Source organism: Pseudoalteromonas sp. NZS127_1 (genome assembly GCF_015864295.1).
Taxonomy (GTDB): domain Bacteria; phylum Pseudomonadota; class Gammaproteobacteria; order Enterobacterales; family Alteromonadaceae; genus Pseudoalteromonas; species Pseudoalteromonas arctica.
In genome coordinates, this window is record NZ_JADYXO010000006.1 from 119,401 (window position 1) to 143,088 (window position 23,688).

At 38.8% G+C, this 23,688-nt stretch carries 15 protein-coding genes; 8 read left to right on the forward strand and 7 right to left on the reverse strand.

What is annotated here, in order from left to right; translation table 11 throughout:
* Window positions 1–102: 102 nt before the first annotated feature.
* Complete coding sequence (locus I6F50_RS07860; protein WP_007581974.1) at window positions 103–876, reverse strand: YggN family protein; 774 nt, start codon at window positions 874–876, stop codon at window positions 103–105.
* 335 nt (window positions 877–1,211) lie between these two features.
* The gene (gene rapA, locus I6F50_RS07865; protein WP_024609042.1) at window positions 1,212–4,106 is read right to left on the reverse strand and encodes an RNA polymerase-associated protein RapA; all 2,895 of its coding nucleotides are present in this window, start codon (window positions 4,104–4,106) and stop codon (window positions 1,212–1,214) included.
* 305 nt (window positions 4,107–4,411) lie between these two features.
* Between rapA and I6F50_RS07870 the strand changes: the two genes are divergently transcribed.
* From I6F50_RS07870 to I6F50_RS07880, 3 genes are read left to right on the forward strand one after another with little or no spacing between them, the layout of a single operon-like run.
* On the forward strand, window positions 4,412–5,809 hold the full coding sequence (locus I6F50_RS07870) for a PhoH family protein (protein WP_010553307.1): 1,398 nt from the start codon (window positions 4,412–4,414) through the stop codon (window positions 5,807–5,809).
* A 51-nt stretch (window positions 5,810–5,860) separates the two neighbouring features.
* Window positions 5,861–9,670 (forward strand): PAS domain-containing hybrid sensor histidine kinase/response regulator, encoded by a 3,810-nt coding sequence (locus I6F50_RS07875; RefSeq protein WP_197175882.1) that lies wholly within the window; start codon window positions 5,861–5,863, stop codon window positions 9,668–9,670.
* A complete protein-coding gene (locus I6F50_RS07880) occupies window positions 9,654–10,553 on the forward strand; it encodes a diguanylate cyclase (protein ID WP_007581985.1) in 900 nt (299 codons plus the stop codon). The genes I6F50_RS07875 and I6F50_RS07880 overlap by 17 nt, the downstream gene beginning before the upstream one ends.
* Before the next feature lie 66 nt (window positions 10,554–10,619).
* Here the strand turns inward: I6F50_RS07880 and I6F50_RS07885 are convergent, their stop codons facing one another.
* Together I6F50_RS07885 and I6F50_RS07890 are read right to left on the reverse strand one after the other, a co-directional pair.
* Window positions 10,620–11,000: a DUF3192 domain-containing protein gene (locus I6F50_RS07885; protein WP_007586943.1), complete on the reverse strand. Its 381-nt coding sequence runs from the start codon at window positions 10,998–11,000 to the stop codon at window positions 10,620–10,622.
* A gap of 185 nt (window positions 11,001–11,185) precedes the next feature.
* Window positions 11,186–12,130, reverse strand: coding sequence for a D-2-hydroxyacid dehydrogenase (locus tag I6F50_RS07890; RefSeq protein WP_197175884.1), 945 nt, complete (start codon window positions 12,128–12,130; stop codon window positions 11,186–11,188).
* A 388-nt stretch (window positions 12,131–12,518) separates the two neighbouring features.
* Here I6F50_RS07890 and I6F50_RS07895 point away from each other — a divergent pair, with 388 nt between their 5' ends.
* Window positions 12,519–13,652 carry a 1-acyl-sn-glycerol-3-phosphate acyltransferase gene (locus I6F50_RS07895; RefSeq protein ID WP_024590668.1) on the forward strand — a complete coding sequence of 378 codons (1,134 nt, stop codon included), beginning with the start codon at window positions 12,519–12,521 and terminating at the stop codon, window positions 13,650–13,652.
* Window positions 13,653–13,757: 105 nt separating this feature from the next.
* On the forward strand, window positions 13,758–14,003 hold the full coding sequence (locus I6F50_RS07900; RefSeq protein WP_007586940.1) for a DUF1289 domain-containing protein: 246 nt from the start codon (window positions 13,758–13,760) through the stop codon (window positions 14,001–14,003).
* On the opposite strand, the gene I6F50_RS07905 is transcribed toward I6F50_RS07900, so the two are convergent.
* Entirely contained in the window at window positions 14,000–14,698 is a 699-nt protein-coding gene (locus I6F50_RS07905) for an ABC transporter substrate-binding protein (RefSeq protein ID WP_007586939.1), read from the reverse strand. The genes I6F50_RS07900 and I6F50_RS07905 overlap by 4 nt on opposite strands.
* A gap of 118 nt (window positions 14,699–14,816) precedes the next feature.
* Between I6F50_RS07905 and I6F50_RS07910 the strand changes: the two genes are divergently transcribed.
* The 3 genes from I6F50_RS07910 to I6F50_RS07920 are packed head-to-tail and all read left to right on the forward strand — an operon-like array spanning window position 14,817 to window position 19,967.
* A complete protein-coding gene (locus I6F50_RS07910; RefSeq protein ID WP_002962585.1) occupies window positions 14,817–15,020 on the forward strand; it encodes a DUF3283 family protein in 204 nt (67 codons plus the stop codon).
* Window positions 15,021–15,034: 14 nt separating this feature from the next.
* Complete coding sequence (locus I6F50_RS07915; protein WP_010553303.1) at window positions 15,035–15,436, forward strand: GNAT family N-acetyltransferase; 402 nt, start codon at window positions 15,035–15,037, stop codon at window positions 15,434–15,436.
* Between the two features lie 25 nt (window positions 15,437–15,461).
* Entirely contained in the window at window positions 15,462–19,967 is a 4,506-nt protein-coding gene (locus I6F50_RS07920) for an EAL domain-containing protein (protein ID WP_197175902.1), read from the forward strand.
* Between the two features lie 13 nt (window positions 19,968–19,980).
* Here the strand turns inward: I6F50_RS07920 and I6F50_RS07925 are convergent, their stop codons facing one another.
* Window positions 19,981–20,934, reverse strand: coding sequence for an ion transporter (locus I6F50_RS07925; protein ID WP_197175904.1), 954 nt, complete (start codon window positions 20,932–20,934; stop codon window positions 19,981–19,983).
* Window positions 20,927–23,602, reverse strand: a complete 2,676-nt coding sequence (locus I6F50_RS07930; RefSeq protein WP_197175907.1) for a bifunctional acetate--CoA ligase family protein/GNAT family N-acetyltransferase — start codon at window positions 23,600–23,602, stop codon at window positions 20,927–20,929. Before I6F50_RS07930 ends, I6F50_RS07925 begins: the two co-directional genes overlap by 8 nt.
* Window positions 23,603–23,688: the final 86 nt, after the last annotated feature.

The window sequence follows — 23,688 nt, forward strand, 5'->3', positions numbered from 1 at the left end:
GTAGAAGCGCTTATTTTTAATCAATCATTTAATCAATCATAAAGCAAAACACCGAGTATATTTATACTCGGTGTTATTTTATTCTAAAAACGAATACGTACACTAAGACTTTATTTGCACTAAATCGTAATCGGCCATACCAGGTACTATTGCTTGTAAGCGAGACTCGGTTACATCGAGTGCATTTAAACATTCGCAATACTCAGAAGCTTTAAGCTCTAATTGATGCGCCTTTTTTTGTAGCGACTTATCAATTTCTCTTGAGATAATATCCATGCGTTGCCCCATGTCGTTAATACGATCTTCTATATTACCTTCGCGCGATTTAAACGCATCCCCGAGTGATACCAAAATAGCACCTAACGATCCATGCACTGCAGAGTGAATTTGCTGGCTGATTTCTTTAGTAAAAAAATCATCTATTTGCGAAAGTGATTGAGGGGCTATAAAAAAGAAGTCATCGCCGCGCTTAAACTTATCCATTAGCGCGCGCTCTACATACTTTAGTTGTGTTTTTAGTACTTCAGGCTCTTTATCTGACATACCTTCAACTACGTGTTCAATAGCGCTTAAACCTAAGTTAACACCATCGGTAGCCAGGTTTACTAATTCGGGGACTGTGTGGCGAATACCATTACTAAACTGTTCGAGTACTTTGCTTTCGTCATCGCTTAAATCAACCCAATAACCGCGAATAAATAGTTGGTTATTGTTATTAATTTGTACACGAGTCTGGCCTTTATCTAATATGCGAATCGCATCGTCAGTAATAATTAAACCATGACGTAATTCAACATCGCATTGGGCTTGAGCAAAGACACTGCTGCTTGAGAGCGCTATGGACAACGCCAATATCGAACGAGATAGAAACGCCATAAACACCTCAAAAAGACTAAAATGGAAGGCGAGTAGGTTAACAAAAAAACAACTTTATGCAAGGGAAAATAAACCTATCAACTATCTCACACAATAGCTGTATAGAGCGCAGCTTGAGTTTTTAGATACGGCTATGTTGAGTAAAATCAACAGTACAACAAAGGACTTAGTATAAAGCTAAATAGGTAGTGTTAGCTCACATCTAAATAAGAACACGTGGTTTTAAAAATGAAGTTTAAATAGATACAGCTATTTAGTTAATTAAGCTTTTAATAGCTGACTCCAAATTTACTTTGGAGTCAGCTTAAAAGGCTAGCGGTTAAAAGCCAAAATCTCTAGTGTGAAACTACTATTAATCGAATTGCATCAAGTTGTAACTGCGTTTTTTCAATATACGTAGTTAGGTCGTTGCGTTGCTTATCGTAGAAGGTAATTTCTTCTTGGCGAATATTCGGGTTAATTTGCTTAAGGGCAACAAGTCGTTCTTGCTCTTCACTGAGTGACGTTTGCATTTTAACAAGCGACGCTGCACGAATAACTTCAAGTTTTTCTTGTGCCATATCTTTAGCGGTAGTAATCATAGGGTGAACAGCACTTTGCAATGCACCTGCAAGTTTACTTGCTGTTTGGCGGCCAACGGCTGATAACTGCTGATTAAAGCCTTCAAATGCCACATTCTCACCTAAATTATTACCTGCTTTATCTAGCAATATACGAATTGGTGTAGGCGGTAAAAAGCGACCAACTTGTAATACTTTTGGTGCCATTGCTTCTGCAACAAAAATAAGCTCAACAAAAAAGGTACCAGGCGGTAACTTTTTGTTTTTAAGCAATGCAACCGATGCGCTACCAAAGTCGTCGTCACAAATCATATCCATGGTGCCTTGCACCATTGGGTGATCCCAACTAACAAAGTGCACGTCTTCTTGTGAAAGCGCCGTGTCGCGATCAAAGGTAACGGTCATACCGTCTTCTTTAAGCGATGGGAATGATGGGTTTAACATATGTTCAGTCGGCTTTAAGATAATGGTATTTTCGCCTTTATCTTCTTGGCTTACGCCAAATGTGTCGAACACGTTGATCATGTAGCTTGGTAATTCAAACTGATTGTCGAGTTTTTCGATTTCAGCTACAAGTGAATCTGCAGCACCTTGACCCGATGAATGTAGCTCTAGTAAACGATCTCGTCCGCTTTCCATTTTTTTACGCAGTACTGCATTTTGCTGTGCTACTTGCTCAAGTAATGGATCGAGTTCGTCTTCATCGCAGTTATGCGCAGAAATATATTCAAGTAGATCATCACGGAACTCTTTATAAAGCATTTGGCCTGTTGACGAGGTAGATTCGAATGCGTCTAGACCTTCGTTGTACCAACGTAGCAATACTTCTTGAGCGGTGTTTTCAAAATATGGAACATGAATGTTCACATCTTGTGTTTGACCTATACGGTCTAATCGACCAATACGCTGCTCTAGTAAATCTGGGTTCAATGGTAAATCAAACAACACTAAGTGATGCGAGAACTGGAAGTTACGACCTTCTGAGCCAATTTCTGAACACAATAATATTTGTGCATTATCGTACTCGTCTGCAAAAAATGCAGCAGCGCGGTCACGCTCAATAATAGACATACCTTCGTGAAATACCGATGCTTTAATTGCTTCGCGCTCACGCAGTATTTGCTCAAGGCTGATAGCTGTTTCAGCTTTAGCACATATAAGCAGTACTTTTTCGCGCTTAAGCGTTTTAAGAGTGTCGATTAACCAATCTACACGTGGATCGAATAGACCCCAGCTTGCGCTTTCGCCTTCAAACTCTTGAAATATTTTTTCAGGAAAAAGAGCACGGTGTGCACTTAGTTCAGGGTTTTGAATGCCGCCCATGTTACCAAGAACCGACATAGCCGTTTTATACTGCTTTGGCAATGCCATTGGGTAGGCGTGTAATTTACGACTTGGGTAGCCATCAATGCCGCTGCGGCTATTTCTGAATAATATACGACCTGTGCCGTGGCGATCGAGCAGCATGTTAAGTATTTCTTTACGTGCGGGTAAATCACCTTGCTGTGCTTTTTCAAGAATATCAGTAATATCGGTTTCTTTTAATAGCTCAATTAGCGTGGCTTTGGCTGTGTCGTCTAGCCCTTGCTCTTGCAGTAATTGATTTGCAGCTTCAGCAACGTCTTTATAATTTGCTTCTTCTTCTTTAAACACGTCGTAGTCGTAAAAACGGTCAGGATCGAGTAACTGTAAACGTGCAAAGTGGCTGCTGTGACCAAGTTGATCAGGCGTTGCGGTAAGCAAAATAAGGCCCGGAATATCCTGGCTAAGCTCTGCCATACGTTGGTATTCTGAGCTTGGCTTGCCGTTATTTATACTTAGGTGATGGGCTTCATCTATAACTAGTAAATCCCAATCAGCAAGCGTTGCTTGTTCAAACCAGCGTTTTTTCTTGGTTAAAAACTCAAGACTGGTAAGTACCAATTGCTCTGTATCAAACACGTTTGGAGAATCTGCAAACGCTTCGTCGCAGCGTTCTTCATCAAAAATAGAAAAATGTAAGTTAAAGCGGCGTAGCATTTCTACTAACCATTGGTGCTGTAGATTTTCTGGTACAACAATAAGTACGCGGCTCGCACGACCACTAATAATTTGTTGATGTAGTATCATGCCCGCTTCAATTGTTTTACCAAGGCCTACTTCATCTGATAAAAGTACGCGTGGTGCAAAACGTTTGCCCACTTCTTGGGCAATGTAAAGCTGGTGAGGAATAAGATTAGCACGTTGACCAATTAAGCCTTTAATAGGCGATTGTTCACGTTCAAATTTATGTAACCACGTTTGGTAGCGAAGTGTATAGCGATCAAAACGATCGACTTGGCCCGCAAATAAACGATCTTGTGGTTTATTAAACTTAATAAAATGATCTAAAAAGGTTTCTTTAAGCTTGGCAGTTTCGCCGTTATCAACACGGGTGCCGTGATAACACAGTAACTCGCCTTGTACTTCAATAGACTCTACTTCTAATTCCCATTCTTCAACGCTTTTGATCACATCGCCAGGATTAAATGCCACACGGGTAACAGGTGCTTCTGCCGAAGAATAAACACGGCTCTCACCACTGGCAGGAAATAATATGCTGACCTGACGGCCTTCAATGGCAACAACTGTGCCTAATCCTAAATCTGACTCTGTATCACTGATCCAACGCTGACCTAAGGAAAAATTCATGTATGTCTCGTCTATGATGAAAAAGGCGGCTATGTTACCTGTAAGCTAACACCACTGCAAGGCGCTATTTGGCTCACTTTTAATTAATTTTGTAAGTGTTAATTATTACTATTAAAACAACTTGTTTATGACTCTTTTTTAGGTAAATCAAAACTAATTACAGTTTGTAATAAAACGGACTTTTATGACAAATAGACTAAACTTACATTATGCCTTGGCAATTAAGTATTGCAGGTTTAAGTTTTGCCCGTTTTACTTAGTTATTTTGGTATAGCATAAAAATCATAAAACGTAAGGAAAGTGCTATGGAAAAAGCTTCGAACCTTGAAAGTAAAATGTATGTGCTAGATACCAACGTACTACTTCACGAACCCCTCGCTTATTTGTCTTTTCAAGAACATGACGTTGTAATTCCGATGACGGTGCTTGAAGAGCTCGACCACATAAAAGACAGAAAACACGACGTAAGCCGTGATGCGCGCGTCGCTATTCGTGGATTGGATGAAGTACTTAAAAATGCAACACCTGAACAAATGCTACAAGGCGTGGCGCTGCCGAGTAACAAAAAGGCAAAAGCGAGCTCTGCAGGTACCCTCATTATTGTAAACGACCATTTATTTGCCGACTCCATTTCTGGTCTGCCGGGTAACGAAAACGACCATCGTATTATTAATTGCGCCGTGTATTTACAAAAGCAGCACAGTGATTCAAAAGTTATATTAGTAACAAAAGACATAAACATGCGTTTAAAGGCCAAAGGCGCAGGGCTTAAATATGTTGAGGATTACCGTACCGATCAACTTATTGACGATATCAGCTTACTCACTAGTGGTTATAAAAAAATTGAAGGTGATTTTTGGGACCATGTAGGGGAATGTAATACGCAGCAACACGGACGAGATACGCTTCATCATGTGCCTAAAAACTTAATACCTGATGTATTTTGTAATGAATATTTACTTGATGGAGGGGATCAGTTTGCGGCGCGTGTTAAATCGTACGATGACGAGCACATAACGCTAAAAGATATTGGTGTTGAGCGTTTAATGCATCAACAAGCATGGGGCGTTAAGCCCAAAAATATTTATCAGGGAATGGCGCTTGATGCGCTGCTGGATACAAGTATTGAACTTGTTATTTTAACCGGCCCTGCGGGGTGTGGTAAAACCTTGTTAGCGCTTGCCAGCGCCCTTGAAATGGTCATCGAAAAAGGTATTTACGATAAAGTAATAGTTACCCGTAATACGCCAGAAATAGCAGAGTCCATTGGCTTTTTACCAGGCACCGAAGAGGAAAAAATGGCGCCATGGCTCGCAGCCATTACCGATACGCTGGAGGTATTGCACAAAGGCGACGAAAATCCGATATCAAGCCGAAACTACATTATGGAGAAGGCTAATGTTCAGTTTAAATCGGTTAACTTTATGCGTGGGCGTAGCATTCAAAATGCGGTGGTAATTTTAGATGAGAGCCAAAATTTAACGGCATCTCAACTTAAAACGATTATTACCCGCTGCGGCGAAGGTACTAAATTAATTTGTACGGGTAACTTGGCGCAAATTGATAGTAACTATTTAACGCCAGTAACATCGGGCTTAACGTACATAGTAGAGCGCTTTAAAAACTTTGAAGGCAGCGCAACTATAAACCTCAACGGTGTTGTACGTAGTCGCTTAGCGTCATTTGCAGAAGAAAATTTATAACTTGCGCTTAACAAATTGGCTCGATAGTCTATCGATTGATTTTCGAGCCAAATGGCAGGCAGTACATTGAATTTTTTACCTCTGAAGCATTATTATCGTTCATTATTTATTGCGCTTTTAGTGCCATTGATTGTCGCTTTTTTACTGTGCTTGCACTTATATAATATAAAGCTTGAGCGGACGGTTGAAAAACGCGAAGCCGATTTTACGAATGTTTCAGCACAGGTTACTCACGGGATGGAGTCGGTGAGTAATCTACTCACCACCATGTTTAGCTTATACGAACAAACGACCTATCCAAAAATAAACCAAAGCTTACTCGAGGGCATAAATCAATATGATGGTTACTATTACCGTCACTTTAGTGAGCAAGGCACTGAAATTGTAGGTAAGGGGGAGTTTGCGTTATCTGCTAAGGCATTAATGCAGTGGCAGCAGGCTATTACATTAGGGCCTTCGTTTAATACAACGCTTGCATTAATGCAGTCGTTGTCTGCTGTAGCATATGTTGATAATAATGGCTTTGCTTATGTAAGCAGGCGCAACAAAAGCCAAAGTTTAATGCTTACTGAAATTCTAAATGGAAAATTCAAGCCAAAATTTTCACCAAACAAACTTACTTCAAGTCCCATTGTTAAAGTGAATGATAAATCGTATTTTGCTATTGGCCGACAACGAAGCACTGGCTCAGCCGATTACATTATTTTGATTTATGATGTTCAGGCAATTTCTGGGTGGTTAAAAAAGGTTTCACCGAACAGTGGTGAATATGTTTTTATGAACCAATCACATCAAGTTATCGCCAGCTCTAAACAGTTAATAGAGCAAGCAACAGCATTAAAAAATTATTGGCCTGATTTGGCCCAGCACCATAGTAAAAAAACAGTATTAACTAGTGATAGTAATTACTTTATGCAGCCTATGAATGAGTTACCTATTCACGCAGCATTTTACGAGCACAAACCTCAATTAATAAGCCCAATTAAGTATGAAATACTATTAGAGTTTGCATTTTTAACGCTATTTTTAAGTATTATGTTTGGTGTGTTTTTTTGGTTAAGTCAGCGCATTTTTATTAAGCCAATGACTCACTTAATGTCGTACCTAGAGAGTAACGGTACACAGCAAGAAGTGCAGCTCGATTATAAAGTACCGCTGAGCTGGCAGCCTTGGTTTTCTAAAGTGAAGCGTGTATTTACTAAAAACAAACAGTTAGTTGATTCATTACAAAGTGCAAATAAAGCTCTGGACGACCAGGTTCAGTTGCAATCAGAAAAACTAAGCCGCAGTTACGAAGCAAAAGAGCGCCACTTGGCTTTGCTCAACACTATGCTAAACAGTGTGCCAGATCTTATTTATTTTAAAAATATTGATGGATCATTCTTAGGATGCAATAAAGCATTTGAGGCGTACATCGGTAAAGATCAAACTGCATTAGTCGGTAAATATGTAGATGATTTAGGTGATAACGATCAACAAATAAATGCGCTTGAAAAACAAGTATTACAAAATAGAAACAGTGTTGAACAGCGAATAGAAACCGATAAAAAAACGTATCAACTTACTATTGCACCTTTTTATAACGAGCACCAACATCTGTTGGGGACTATGGGTATTGGTCGCGATATTACCGAACAGCAACAAGCATTATTGGCCTTAAAAGCATCAGAATCTAAATTTAGAAGTGCGATTGAATTTGCGGCTAACTGTGTGGTTTTACTCTCGCTTGAGCACACAATATTACAAGTAAATAAAGCGGCAAGAAAGCAGTTTTCTGAACAGCCAGTACTGGTTGGTGAGCAGTTAAAAGCATTGTTTGACGATACTCAATGGCAGCAAATAAAAAGCACTTTAGCGCAATTGCTAGATGACAAAAAACGCGTATACCACTTAACGCTTGCTCAAGGGCGCTTAACAAGTTGGTTGCAACTGAGTGTATCGCTTGTATGGGATGAAAACCGCGACCCAGCTTATTACGTTATTCACATTCAGGATGTGAGCGCATTAACTAAATCGAAACTAGATGCCGAACGAGCAACCCTTGCTAAAAGTCGCTTTATAGCCAATTTAAGTCATGAAATACGCACTCCTCTTAATGCTGTTTTAGGGCTGCTTGATATGCTTATTGAGCAAGGATTAACGCAAAAGCAATTACAACAAACGGATCAAGCTAAGCATGCAGCACAAAGCTTGTTGCTAATGCTCAATAGAATGCTTGATTTTGCACGCATAGAAAGTTCGCAAACCGATTTAAAACAAGCATCTTTTAGCATGGTTGAGCTGGTGGATATTTGTGAAAGTTTAACGGCTCCATTGTGCGAAGGAAAAGGTATTGAATTTGTTATTGATATTGACCCGTTAATAGCGACTGATTTGATATGCGACAGTATACGTTTACAGCAAATATTAGGTAACTTATTAACAAATGCTGTTAAGTTTACGAAAACAGGTTCTATCACTTTAAAAATGGAACTTATTGAAAGCGATAGCCTAGAGCAGCAACACATTTGCTTTAAAGTAATTGATACGGGGATGGGTATAGATGAAGCCGATCAAAGGCGTTTATTTGACGCCTTTACGCAAGGTGATGAGTCTTCAACACGTATACATCATGGTGTTGGGTTAGGTTTAGCGATTGTTAAACATGCGGTGTCATTAATGGGAGGGGAGATTGCTTTAAAGAGTAAAAAAGGCCATGGCTGTGAGTTTTACTTCAGCGTTAGCTTTTTGGTTGATACCACTAAAAATACGATGTTACCGACTAATACATTGGCTATTTTATCGGATCAAAGTAAAGAGCTTAAGCAAGTAACAAATGCTTATGCAAAGCTTGCTAATATTAATTTAGATGAAGTACTCAAATACCCAATTAAGCTCTCCAATACTCAGCAAATAATAATCGATGCGGCCGATTTACCTGCACTTTTAAATGTTGAAGCAATTAATGATTCGTTATCAGCTAAAGAAACATCGGTAATTATTATTAATCATCAGCACACACTTAATTTACCAACAAGTGAGCATTTAGCTGCGCATCACGTTAAAGCATCGGCATTGGGACAAAGGCTATTTAGCTTGAACTCTCAGCAACAGCCTAAAGCTAGTACCAATGCCGTAATATATAATATTGCTGAAACTAAAGTTGATATATCGGGTCTACTTGTATTAGCCATTGATGATAATCAACTTAATTTAGAAATAATTAGCAGTGTATTACGCCAAGCAAACGTAAGTGTTGTTACTGCTTTAAGCGCATCTATCGGCATGGAATTATTGCAAGTTTTAAAGCCTGACTTAATATTGATGGATGTGCAAATGCCGCAAATAGATGGCTGCCAAGCTACGGCTTTAATTCGTCAACAGTTTGACGCAAAGCAACTGCCTATTTTTGCTTTAACGGCTCATTGTGAACCCGCTGATATTGAACGTTCTTTAAAGTGCGGTATGAATAAGCATTTAACTAAACCAGTTGTTGCTAAGGTACTTATTGATGCAATTGCCGATTTAAACTTAGTTAAACCAAGCTTTTTTGAAAAATCATTCGCATTAACGCAGTTTAGTATGGATGAAAAGCTCCTCAATACAATGATTGGTAAATTTGCTAATTTATGCGAAACCCAGCTATTGCAAATAGAAGAAACAACCAATAAGGATGATTTGGTACGCTTAGTGCATAGTATAAAAGGTGTAGCAGGTAATTTAGGCTTTAGACGATTGTCTCACTGCGCTTTATTGTGTGAAAGAACACTTAAAACAACTAACAAGCCTGTTGAAATAACACTGAAAGAGCTTATTATGCATTTAGAACAGGTAATTGTTTTTATAAAAGGGGTAGGGGCTAGGGATGTCGAAAAGAGCTAAAGTACTTATTGTAGATGATGATCCAATCAACAGATTAGTACTTGAAAAAACACTTAAAGTAGAACACGACGTATTCTTAGTTGAAAGTGGTGAAAAAGCACTGACCTTTGTAAAAACTGCGCAAGTTGATTTAATTATCCTTGATGTGATTATGCCAGGAATTGACGGCTATGAAGTGCTTGTGCAACTTAAAGAAAATCCGATAACTCAATCGATCCCCGTTATATTTATATCAGCTAATCGTAGCCATGACGACGAAGCTAAGGGCCTAGAGCTCGGTGCTATGGATTATATCACCAAGCCATTTAGCCCTTCTATTGTGCGTGTTAGGGTTCGTAACCAGTTACTTATAAAGCAAAAAAATGATCTGCTAGAAATGTTAGCCTCAATCGACGGCTTAACTGAAATCCCAAATAGACGCTACCTAGACGAAAACTTAGCTCGTGAATGGCGCCGAAGTAAACGCAGTGGAACCCCGCTATCGGTGTTACTTATGGATATAGACCACTTTAAGCGTTACAACGATTGCTACGGACATCGTGCTGGCGATGAATGTTTAAAGGATGTTGCACAAGCACTCGCAGCTCAATGTGAACGTGGTAGTGACTTTATAGCTCGTTATGGTGGTGAAGAATTTGCAGCTGTATTACCTGGAATGAATAGGCATGAGGCTATGGAGTTTGCTAACAAATTACGCAATGCTGTAAATGCTTTGAATATAGAACATAAAGGCTCATTAAATGCAGACCACATCACTATTAGTATAGGTATCGCCACCACTCAAAGTGGTAAAGTGTATGCTGAGCAAGCGTTATTAGAAGAGGCCGATTTAGGCCTATATGCCGCTAAAGATGCAGGGCGAGATAGAATAGTTGCACTCTAAAAACTTAATATACAAAAACGCCAATATTCATATATTGGCGTTTTTGTATCAAACATTTTTTATTGGTTACTGCGTGATCATACCTAAAGCGGTTTCACCAATGCCCACTAACTTATCATTTTTAAATACAAGTGGCGTACATTCATCTTTCGTTGTTTTAGAATCTGAATGTTTGCTATGAGTTACATAAAAAAGTACTTGGTATACATCGTCATCTTTTTTTAATAGCTCTGTGAAATTAGGCGTTTTTAATTGCGTCAAAACAGATTGGTAACTGCTATCCATTTTTAGCTCTGATATAACTTCACGATTATTTTTATGTTGTGCTTGCCAGCTAGATGAATTCTTACCAGCCCAATGAGTCTCAGCTTCACCATCTGATACGGCAATAACACAGCCTGTTAAAAATGGAGCGATTAAAGCGGCTGCTAAAAGTGATTTTTTCATTTTTATTTACCTTAATAAGATTTTTAATTGGTTATTAGCTGTATTAAAGCAAAGAGTAGACCATATTTATAAGTTGTTATTAATCAGTTTGTTAAGTGGGTTAAGCTGTTTTTATCTAATAAAATATTAAATGTATTAGTAAAAACAGCCATTTTTTAGCTTATTTGATTACTACAATAAAATCACTACACCAAGCGGTTGCGTGATTCGCCTTTATTAAATGCAGCAATATTTAAACTTACTTCATTAATTAAACGCACAATAGATTCGGTGCTTGCCCATGCTATATGTGGAGTAAGTAAAAGGTTATTACCTTTGTAATTAGCAAGTGGGTTTGAAAGCTCAGCTGGTTCTTTAGTTAGTACATCAACACCGGCTCCAGCAATTAGGTTTTGCTCAAGCGCTGTCGCTAAGTCGGATTCGTTAATAATTCCACCACGTGCTGTATTAATAATTATAGCGCTTGGCTTCATCATTTTAAGCTCATTAAGTGCAATTAAATCACGTGTTTCATCTGTTAGCGGACAGTGTACGCTGATTATATCGGCTGTTTTAATGACGTCTTCAAAAGGCGTACGACCGTCGCGACATTTAACACCTTTGCGCTCTGCAACAATAACATTTGCGCCAAATGCCTCAGCCACTTTAGCAACGCCTTTACCTAGCGTACCACCGCCTATAATGGCAAATGTTTTACCTTGTAAGTCGTTAAAGCTGTAATCGAGTATGCAAAACATTTCACTTTTTTGCCACGCGCCTTGCTGGCAATCCGCCTGATAGCGGTGTGTGTTACCCAGTAAGTTAGTAATTAAAGAAAACGTATGTTGAACAACAGAAGGTGTTGAATAGCCAGCTACATTAGTTACGGCAATACCAAATTCTTTAGCGGCTTCTAGATCAACATTATTAGTACCAGTTGCACTTACACAAATTAATTTAAGCTGTGTAAGTTTGCTAATAGTGTCGCGGTTTAAAACGGCTTTATTAGTGATTAATACATCAGCACCTTGGCAATGTTCAATAACTTGCTCTGGGCTAGTAAGTTCATAAGTCGTTAATTTACCAAGTTGTTCAATACCAGTAAGAGACGTTTTAGCTAACGTTGCGTTATCAAGAATATTAATGTTCATTATGAGCCCTAAAATAAGTGGATCTGAAAGAGTTAAAATCGTAAAAAGATGCCTACGATCCATCAAAAATCTAAAATACGAGCTTAAGGTACTACGAAAGAAAGGCTTTGTTAATGGTATTACTACCAAATGATTAGAGGGCTTTGTATTAGTGGTCTGCCCACTAGCAGATTGAGAACATGGTATTTTGCTAGACTGATCAGATTTTTGCACTTTTAAGCAAGCTCATGGTCATAGAAGGTAATTAAACTCGGCTTTAAAGCAAGTTGCTAAAAATAAAAATCGTTTTTTTTGGTTATTTCGCATTTTAGATTGGCTGAGTTATAATCGGATATAGACATAAACGGTGCGCTTTGGCGTACCGTTTTTTAACACTGTAGATGTAGTAATGAGTGAATTAGAAGATAAATACGCAGATATACGCCCATACAACGACGACGAAGTTGCGGCGTCGCTTACACGTTTAATTAACGATGATGCGTTTATTGATGTAATAGCAAAGTATAATTTACCGCGCTTTTTATCGGCAGTGCCTTTTATTGCGCGTCCAATGGTAAGAAGTCAGTTACGCAAAAAATGGGGCAAAGTAAGCACCGTTGAAGATGTGCAAAATGAAGTGGCACAATACTTAGATAAACTAGTGAAACGCACCACATCAAAAGTTACCTTTTCTGGGTTAGAACAGTTAGATGCTAACCAGGCCTATTTATTTATTTCAAACCACAGAGACATAGTGCTTGATCCTGCATTAGTTAACTGGGGTTTATACCAACATAAAATGAAAACAGTGCGTATTGCTATTGGCGATAATTTATTGCAAATACCTTACATTACTGAGCTTATGCGTCTAAATAAAAGCTTTATAGTTAAGCGCTCTGCTAAAGCACCAAAAGAGATGTTAAAAGCACTGACTCAATTATCGTCATACATTTACGATTCTGTGGTCGGTGGAAATTCTATTTGGATTGCGCAAAAAGAAGGGCGTGCAAAAGACGGTTTTGATCAAACTGATCCAGCGCTTTTAAAGATGCTGCAATTAAATGGGCGTAAACAAAAGAAAGAGTTTGGCGATTATATTAAAGAGTTAAAAATAGTGCCTGTTTCTATTTCTTATCAATATGAGCCGTGTGCAATTGCTAAAGCCAAAGAGCTTTACCACAAGCAGCATCATGGTGAGTACGTTAAATCGGCTGGTGAAGATATTGCGAGCATTGTTGAAGGCTTTAGTACTGCTAAAGGGCACGTGCATTTAGCATTTGGGCAACCAATTGAATCTAAATGTGATAGTGCTGAAGAGCTTGCTAAAACAATTGATAGGCAAATTGTTGATTCGTTTTATTTACACCCAGGCAATTACATCGCTGGTGGTTGTAAAGATGCGGTAATAGACTCTCCTGATACAGCGACATTTGAACAACGTTTAGCCTGTGTACCTGAAGAGTTAAAACCATTAGTGCTAGCTATGTACGCTAAGCCATTTCACCGTAAAACAGAGATAAATACTAATAGCTGTGAACATTAATACTCACAGCTCAATGAAACTAAGCAGCAATTAAATTGCTGCTTTTTTTTTGCTCAAAAATAACGCTATACTAATACCTCCTCTTCAACTGGGCGGTACTTATGCATGCAACAAATTGAAATATTTGATATTCCAAGTCCTTGCAAGAGTATTTGCTTAGTTAATAACAGAGGGTATTGCAAAGGGTGTTATCGTAGTCGGGATGAACGCTTTTCGTGGAATACCTTAACGAACGACCAAAAAAAGAAGGTGCTTAGTTTGTGCCAGCAGCGCTACAAACGTTATCTTCAAAAAAAGCAGCAAAATGCAGTGCCAAGCACACAGGCGCAGCAGCAAGGGTTCGACTTTTAAAAGCTTAATCCATACTTGGCTCTTAGTGCGTACACAGTGCCATTGTTAGTTAAGTTAATTAATGACATTTTAAGCTTTTCTACCAAGTTTTCATTACGCTTATTTAAATAATGATAAAGCGGATAAGTATTCAGCACTTCTTTTACAAAGCAACCTTGAGGTGAAGGTAGCTCATTGTTTTGCATTATAAAATTAATCATTAAAGCTCCCTGTACTTTTTTCTGAGCAAGCAAATTAAGTTGGGTATTCATGCTTTTAACTTTAATAATATTCCCTGCAAACTGTGTGCTTGCTAAATAATGTTCTTGGACAGGGTAGCCATCAACAATTGCGACGCTATCGAGCTGTTCTAAACTGCTAGGTAAACAGTTTTTATATAATACTAAGTCAAACTTAAAGAGCTCATAATCGACCCTAATCAAGTTTTCGTAATTTTCTTCAACGCTTGCATCTCTTCCTAACTGCCCATCAAGTACGCCATTATTTGCAGCTAGCAAAGCATTTTGGTGACTAAAATCGATTATATGTATTTTAAAACCGATATCTGCGTATGCTAACTTTAATAACTCTAAGGCATAATCAGCTTGTGGTGTACTTTGCGGACGATTAAAAGTGAGGTTGTATTGATGACTAAAACAAGAGGCACTAAAAAATAAATTTACCAATAATAACAAGATACTAAAATGTCTATTCATTATCAGTTCCAATTACTACAGAAATAAATAAAATAAGACGCGTATAATAACAAGGAGATTACCTCTTGCCCAGTTTCGGGGTTAATCAAATAATTTTAAAAGCGAATGAGGAAGTATTGTGAGTTTTAATTTATGCCTATTGCCACGTGAAGAAAAATACCAAATTCAGTTAGATTATGAAGCGTCTTTTTGGGCGTATCAAATTAAGCGAAATAAAAAAACGAGAGAGCAAGTTTATAATACAATCCATAGCCGTCCAATGGCTGAACAAATGGTTTTGAAGCAAAAATTTGAGCAATATTTAGCGCTAATGCTTAGCTAAGTGTTGATATAAAAATGTATATAGTTGAATTGCTGGATGGGCTAAAAGTTCCACTCGTTAATAAATTTTATAAAAAACATAATGTAAGAGGACGGGCTAATAAACAAGATAAGGTATGGGTTACTTACTATAATAATGAAATAGTTGCAGCATGTAGGCTGCAAGATAAAACAGAGTTTTTATTTTTATCTACCGTGTTTGTTGCGCTGGAACATCGCGGTAAAGGTGTTGCTAAACAGCTATTATCAACACTCTTAAAGTCGCAAGATAAGATGATTAATACCTTCGCATATAAAAACGTAGTTGATTTATATTGTGCTATTGGTTTTAACCAGGTGTTAACATATACTCTTGCTTTACAAGTACTTTTTGATACTTACAAACATCGAAATATAGTCGCTCTAGAGTACCCATAATAATAAATAATAATATGGAATAAGCATGAGTAAATGCATTAATGGGATCATTAGTTGCTTTGTAGTTTTAATAACTATCCTAAGTTGCCAAGTAGGCGCACAAGTAAAACGTTTATCTCCAAGCGAAGGCTTATCGCAAAGCTACGTTAATACAATGCTTATCGACACTAATGGTTACCTTTGGCTTTCTACTGAGGCTGGGCTTAATCGTTATGATGGCTATCAAGTTATTCCAATAAACGGCCCTAATGGTGAATTAGAAGAAGCGATCATTGATCGTATTTACCAAGACCCTCAAGGGCACATTTGGATAGCCTCTTTACTTGCAGGCCTATTTAGATACGACCCCGTAACAGATTCATATCAGCAATTTCTAGAAAAACCTACCAGTGAAGAAGAAATTATCAATCAGTCTGTTTTTAGTATGGTGGCAGTTGATAAAAAAACACTTTGGATTGGGCGAGGCCGCGATTTTGCAAAGCTTGATATCGCAACCGGAAAAATCACAACTATTTTTGAGCTGCCTGCTAAATATAAAAATACCCTTGTGAGAAAGCTGTTTGCTTACAATGGTTATATATTTATAGGTACAAGCCATGGCGCATACGTATTTGATATTGCCACAGAGCAAGTTAGACTCCTGCAGCATTTAAAAGGTGAAGCTGAACATATTTACCAAAATAATGTTAAGTCTTTCGCATTAGGTGAAAATAAACAGTTGTTAGTAGGGGCGGTACAAGGCTTATACGAAGTTGATATTAGTAACTTATCAAAAATGTTTGAACGCCCAGATTTACCTTTTAAAAGTAAAGTATTACTAAGCGATTTAAATGTTTGGAGCATAGTAAACGAACACGGAACAATAGATTTAGCTACCGACAAAGGCTTGTTTAAATTTGATTTAAACACCGGAGAAATGATCAAAAATACCCGAATAGCCCAAAGTAAGTACACACTTGCTGATACCAGTATTATTGATATGGCTAAAGATAAATCGGGTGGTACGTGGGTTGCGACTAAAACTGATGGTGCATTTTACTTATCTCACGACAGCTATCATTTCAATAATGTCGATGGCACTTTACTCGGAGGCGATGGTTTATCGCATCATTCTATTTGGGGTATTACCGAGTATAAAGACAAGCTTTGGCTTGCAACGCACAATGGTATTACTGAAGTCGATTTAAAAACAAATATTGGCAAAGTTTATTTAAAAGACTATAAAGTCGACTTACTCACCACTGAGTTTACCGTATACGAAATAACGCCTTATAAAGATAATTTATGGCTTTATACAAACCGTGGTTTGTTTATTTTTGACCCTGTAACTGAACAAGTTAGCGAACCTAAAGTGCATGACCCTGCTAATCAAGAGTTGATTACGGGTAGGGTACATGGTGTTACATTAATGCCAAATGGCGATCTATACTTTGTGCACTCAGATCATGGGGTATTTATATACAATATAGATTCTCAAGTAATAACGCGTTTGGGTGGCCAGTTTGATCAATTTGAACCCTTTTTAGCTCACGGCTTTTTACCCGCGCTGAGTAATAAACCAGACTCGCCACTGTTTTTTAATGCGGGTATTTTATATCAAGTAAACCCAAGTGATTTAGCACTAAAAATGATTTACAAAGTGCCAAAGCAGCATGAAAACGTAGCCATTAGCGTGCTTTCTTATTTAATTGATAACAACAATATATTGTGGATATCACTTTCTAATTTTGGCTTGATAGGCCTTGACGCGACTACCTACCAATTAGTTCATACAATCGATTTAGAAAAAAATAAGCTAGGTACATTACTTTACGATATGGTGCTAGATGACGATGGCATGATTTGGATGAGTAGCCATAAAGGTATTTGGCGATTAAACCCAGAAACACTTCATTTTCAGCAGTTTTCTACATCTGAAGGGTTACTTTCAGCTGAGTTTAATAGTAACGCAATGGCACAGCTTAAAGATGGTCGTATTGCGTACGGTAGCTTAAAAGGCTTTACCTATTTTCATCCAATGGAGAACCAAAATTATCAATCGCTTATTGATCACGTAAATATTACGCGGGTTGATTTAATGTCGCGAGATTTATCGCTTGATTTAAAACAGCCGCTTAATGAAGTGGTGCTAAACCATGATGATATAGGACTTGAGGTGGCATTTTCGGCCATGGCATTTAGCAATCAAGAACGCATTATTTATGAGTATCAACTCGATAACGGGCAAAAAAGTTATACCCGAAATAATAACCGTGTATTGTTCCCTAAATTGAATCCAGGTAATTATCAATTAAAAGTATGGGCTAAAGATCCGCTAACTGGCGAATATACCTCACCTGCTATTTTAAAAATAAAAGTAAAATATCCGCTTTGGCGCGCACCTTATTTTATGGTGCTTTACGGTATGCTATTTATTGGTTTTATTGCCATGTGGGTTATGCGCCGCAATAAAATTCAACGTATTTTATTAGCGGCAAATAAAGAAAGTAAAGAAAGCGAAGCGCGTTTAAAACTCGCGCTTGAAGGCAGTGAATCGGGTGTTTGGGATTGGGAATCAAGTAACCCAAGTATTTATCAACCTCGTTTAGTAAGTGAGCTAGGCTACGAAAATGAAACAGTAAGCCTTGACGAGTACTTATCTAAAATTCACCCGCAAGACAAACAGCTATTTCGCTTAGAGTGGCTTGAGTTTTTATCTACCGAAAAAGGTTACTTTAACTGTACTTACCGTCTTCGCCATGCGAAAGGTTATTGGCGCTGGTATAAGGACTTTGGAAAAGTAGTTGAGTGGGACGATAAAACACCGCAAAAAGTAGCGGGTACCTACACAAATATGACCCGTGAGATGGTGTTTGAAGAACACGCTTTACTATTTACAGCGGCATTTGAGCAAACCCGTGATTGGGTGTTTATACTCGATAAAAATTTAAATATTCGGGCTTCTAATAAATCACTACAAACGGCTTTTAATTTTTCTGCTGAGTCGTTATCTAGTCGAGCACTAAATTTAGGTATATCGCGCAGTAATCGTTTTGATTACTTACGCATAATGCAAAAACTGTCTGTTGGGGAGCACTTTTCGTGTGAAGACAGTGTAGTTTTAGCAAATGGTGAGTCACGCCATGTACTTGTGAAAATAAGTGCCGTTGCCGATAACGAACAGCGCCTTAATAGCTATGTTATTATTTTAACCGATATAAACGCTCAAAAATCAGCTGAAAACGAACTGCACTTATTAGCTAACTACGATGCCCTAACTGGCCTGCCAAATCGTACGCTATTTAACGATCGCGTAGAGCACGCCCTTGAGCAAGCAAAATTGCATGAATGCAAAGCGGCCTTATTACATATAAACATAAAGCGTTTTAAATACTTTAATGATTCTTTAGGGCATGAAGCGGCCGATGAGTTAATTAAAGAAGTGGCAGAGCGTTTAAGATGTTCACTGCGTCCATCGGATAGTGTAGCGAGATTTGGTGGCGATGAGTTTGTTGTACTGGTGGAAGATATTCATCAAATAGAGCAAGTACTTATTATATGCACTAAGTTAATGGATTGCGTGAATCAAAATATTGCGATTAATGGCCAAGTCGTTAATGTTAACTTGAGTATTGGCGTGGCTATATCGCCAGATGACGCGCAGCAAGGGCCTGCACTTTTAAAAGCTGCTAGCATCGCGTTATATCATGCAAAAGACTCTTTAGAAGGGCGCTACCAGTTTTATAAGCAAGAGATGAATCAGCATGTTCAAAGAGCACTACATCTTGAATCTCAGCTGACGAGAGCATATCAAGAAGACGAATTTTGCAATTACTATCAGCCTATTATCAATGCTAAAAGTCAAAAAACAGAAGGCTTTGAAGTTCTGCTACGTTGGCCTGAAAATAAGCTGGTGCAAACTCAAGAATTTTCCGTGGCAGCAGAAGGTATCGGCTTAATTACGAAAATTATGCTGCAGACTTTTGCGCGCGCTTTACTAGAGCTAAAAGAGTGGCGTAAAGCCTCACCTCATTTGTATCTTTCTATTAATTTATCGGCCCTCGATTTTGAGTTTGAAGATTTAGTGCCTGAGATTAGAAATGCGCTAAATCATGCGCAGGTATCATCAGAAGCCATTGTTTTTGAAATAACAGAGTCTGTACTTATGCGCGACTCTCACCAAGCTCTGCAAAGCATGGAGCAACTTAAAAAGCTAGGTTGCAGGCTCTACATGGATGACTTTGGTACGGGGTACGCATCACTTACTTATTTAAAGCGTTTTCCGATTGATGTATTAAAAATTGATAGGAGCTTTGTAGAAGATATTGGGATTGATTCTGACGACGAAGCCATTATTCAGTCAACCCTTGCATTGGCCCACAGTTTAGGAAAAGAGTGCGTTGCGGAGGGTGTAGAAAGCTCGCATCAACTTACCTTTTTAAAGGCTCGAGGATGCAAGCATTTCCAAGGATATTTATTTAGTAAACCGGTACCAAATAACGAAGTGCTAGCACTTATTAATCGCGATTGGAGCGATATTTTCAATCAATAATAGCGATAGAAAATTAAGGGCGTTTACCACAATTGCGACAGTAAATATGACTACTGTGCTGATTGAGTTGGGTTTTAATCGCTTTGTTGGCCTCAAGTTTACTTAGCCCTAATTTGTAGCGTAGATCTTCTAAGTGTTCGTGTTGGGCTTGGTTAAGTGTGCCATCTTGAATTTGTTCATGCACAGCATCTTCAAAAAACTGACGGCGTTTACGTATTTGTTCTGAAAAACTAGACGCCAGTAAACCGGTAGGTATCGCAACCATTCCCATGCTAAGTAGTGTTATAACACCGCCGAAAAACTTACCCAATGGCGTTATAGGTACTACATCGCCATAACCAACGGTTGTTAATGTTGCCATTGCCCACCACATAGCCGCAGGAATAGAGCCAAATTTATCGGGTTGTATGTCGTGCTCAATTAAGTAAATTCCGCATGAAGCTAAAATAAGCACGACGGCCATAATAAAAAAAGCAGCCATTAATGAACTACCTTCATCGTTAAAGGCTTTTAAAAGTAGTTGCATAGCGCGTGAATAGCGAGAGAGCTTAAATACTCTTAATAATCGCAGTACGCGTAAAAAACGTAAATCGAGCGGGAACAAAAACATCATTAAGCTAGGTAGAATCGCGATTAAGTCGATTAACGCCATTGGAGATAAGAAGTAATGTAATCTACGTTTAGCGTTAGAGCCTTCAATAGCAGCATACTGTATTTTATCCACGCAGGCCCAAAGTCTTGCTAAGTATTCAACAGCAAAAATAGCGACAGAGACAATTTCTAAAACTAAAAATTCGTCATAATATTTAAGCGCTACACTGGGAATAGACTCAATAACAATGGCTATAACGTTAGCCATAATTAAGCTAATAAGCATAATATCCAAAATATGCCCAGCACGGTGATACTCTCCTGTGCCTTCAAATAGGCAAGCCATTTTTTTTCTTAAAGTTTGCGGATTATTCATTATTAAGTTTAAGCACCATATTAATACTGCCTTCTTCAAAGTCGCGACTAATTTTAAAACCCAACTTTCTGGCAAGTTCAATCATGCCGGTGTTCTCTGGCAGTGTTATACCTTCAACCGACTCCACACCTTGGCGTTTGCAGTGGCTAATTGCTGCGCTCATTAGTATGCGACCAAGTCCCAAGCCTTGGCAGTCTGATCGCACTACAATGGCAAACTCAGCATGTAAGTTATCGGGGTCCATAATGACGCGAGACACACCTAATGTGCGAGTTGTACCTTCAAAGCGTTGGCAAACAATAAACGCCATTTCACGGTCGTAATCAATTTGCGTCATTTTCGCGAGTTGATCGTGGTTAAATTGTGGCAGCTCGCCAAAAAAGCGTTTGTACCTGTCTTCTTTATTAAGCGATTCATCAAATGCTTTATGAGCTTGCTCATCTTCTGGCTTTATCGGTCTGAGCGTTGCTTGCGTATTATTTTTAAGTGTTACTACTTCAACAAGTTCAATAGGGTAGGGACGAATAGATAAACGCTTACGATTGCTCTGAGTTTGATAGCGGTTAAGTGTCATGGTGGCATCGAGTACTAAAAACTGTCCGTTGCTGGCAAGGATAGGGTTTAGTTCCATAGAGCTTATATCAGGCTGATCAATCACTAGCTGAGAAATACGCGTTAGCAGTGCACACAAGCGATACTTATCAACCTTTTCGGGTAATATGCGCTCTTTTAATACGCCTTTATCGTGCGCTGCTGCAATTAAATACTTTGCTAAGTTCATATTCAGTGGAGGTAGAGCAACGGCGGCTTGCGCATATTCAAGGCCGGTGCCTGCTTCACCTAATAATATAACCGGGCCAAAGTTGGGCTCTGTTTTAATCGCAATTCGCAGCTCATTTGCGCCTGCTCGTGGCGCCATTTTTTGCAATGAAAACCCTTCAATAATAGCATCTGGATAAGTGTTTTTAATACGAATGAGCATTGCAAAAGCGGTTTGCTCAACCTCGTTAGCATCATTTAAGTTAAGCACTACACCACCTACTTCAGATTTTGAGGCAATACTTGGGCTAATGAGCTTTAACGCTACGGGGAAACCAAGCTCTATGGCTTGCTCTTTGGCTTCTGTTGGGGTGTAAGCGACCTCAGTTTGAATGCATTTAATACCATAATGATTTAATACTTGGCTTGCCTGATGGGTAGGTAAGTAGCTTTGCCCGTCATCTATAAATTCATTAATAAGTGTTTTAGCAGCCACTTTATTTATTTTTGCGTCATCAGTATTCGATTCAGGCGTTTGCGTTAAATGCTTTTGGTTACGGCGATACGTCACCAAGTGCATAAATGCGCCAACGGCTCCCTCGGGTGTTCTATAAGTAGGTATTGCGTTGTTAGAACACACTTTTCTGGCGGCGTAAGATGCATCTTCACCCATAAAGTTAGTTATAACGTAAGGGCGTGCCATTTTGGGTAATTTTTGCAAAGTTTCTACAATAATGTTGGCGTAGTCTTCGCTGGGCGCAAGCGCTGAGGGAGTATGGATAATCAGTAAGTTTTTAACTTCTTTTGCGTGCAGTAAAATTTCTAATGCTTGCTTATAACGCGCAGGTGCTGAGTCGCCAAAAATATCCACAGGGTTTGAGGTGGTTTCTGATTGCGGAATTACTTTATTTAGCGCATTTCGGGTTTCAGCGCTCAACTCGGCTAATTTACCGGAGCTTTGAATTAGCTCATCAACGGCCATAACACCGGGGCCGCCACCATTAGTTAAAATTGTCAGTTGCTCTACTTTTAATAATTTTGGATGCATGGCGAGTGTTTGTGTTGCTGCAAATAGCTCTCGTAAATCATTTACGCGCAGCATACCCGCTCGTTGAAATAACGCATCGTAAACAGCATCAGAGCTTTGCTTTCCGCCGGTGTGAATTTCGGCTGCAAGTGCGCCTGCACTTGTTTTACCTGTTTTAATTGCAATTACAGGTTTACTAAAGGCCGCAGCTCTTGCTGCTGATATAAAGCCACGAATATCTTCAATGTTATCAATGTAGAGTAAAATAGCTTTGGTTTTAGCATCGCGACCTAAAAAGTCGAGTAGTTCATTAAAGTTTATATCAAGGCAATCACCTACTGATATAAAATATGAAAAGCCAATTTCTTTGTTTTTAGCCCAATCTAAAATGGTTGAACATACTGCTGCTGATTGCGATACAAATGCAATTTTACCTGGGCTTGCTACGGTATGTGAAAAGCTCGCATTTAAACCAATATGAGGAATTAGTAAGCCTAAACAATTCGGCCCAAGCAAAGTAACCTGCTTGGCTTGAGCGCAGGCTTTAAGCGCACTTTTTTGCTCCCCAGACAGCCCATCGGCAATAACAATAGCGGTTTTACAGCCAAGCTCTCCAAGCTGCTCAATAATATCAATTAAGGTATTTTTGTTAGTACAAATAACAGCTAGGTCGGGTACTTTTGGTAAGTCAGCAATAGAGGGGTAAGCAAGTACGCCATGTACTGCGCTATGGCTTGGAGTAACGGGCATTATCGGCCCTTTAAAACCGCCTTGAAGTAAGTTGCGCATAACCACAAAACCAGCACGAGTTGATATATTAGAGGCACCAATAACGGCCACTGAGCTTGGGTTAAAAAACTGGGTAATGCGCTTAAGGCTCATGGTTTTTCCTAGGCTGATTAAATTTTGCGTTATTTATAGTCTCAATGTACCCTGTTTACTGTGTTATTTCGAGCGTCTAGATGCTT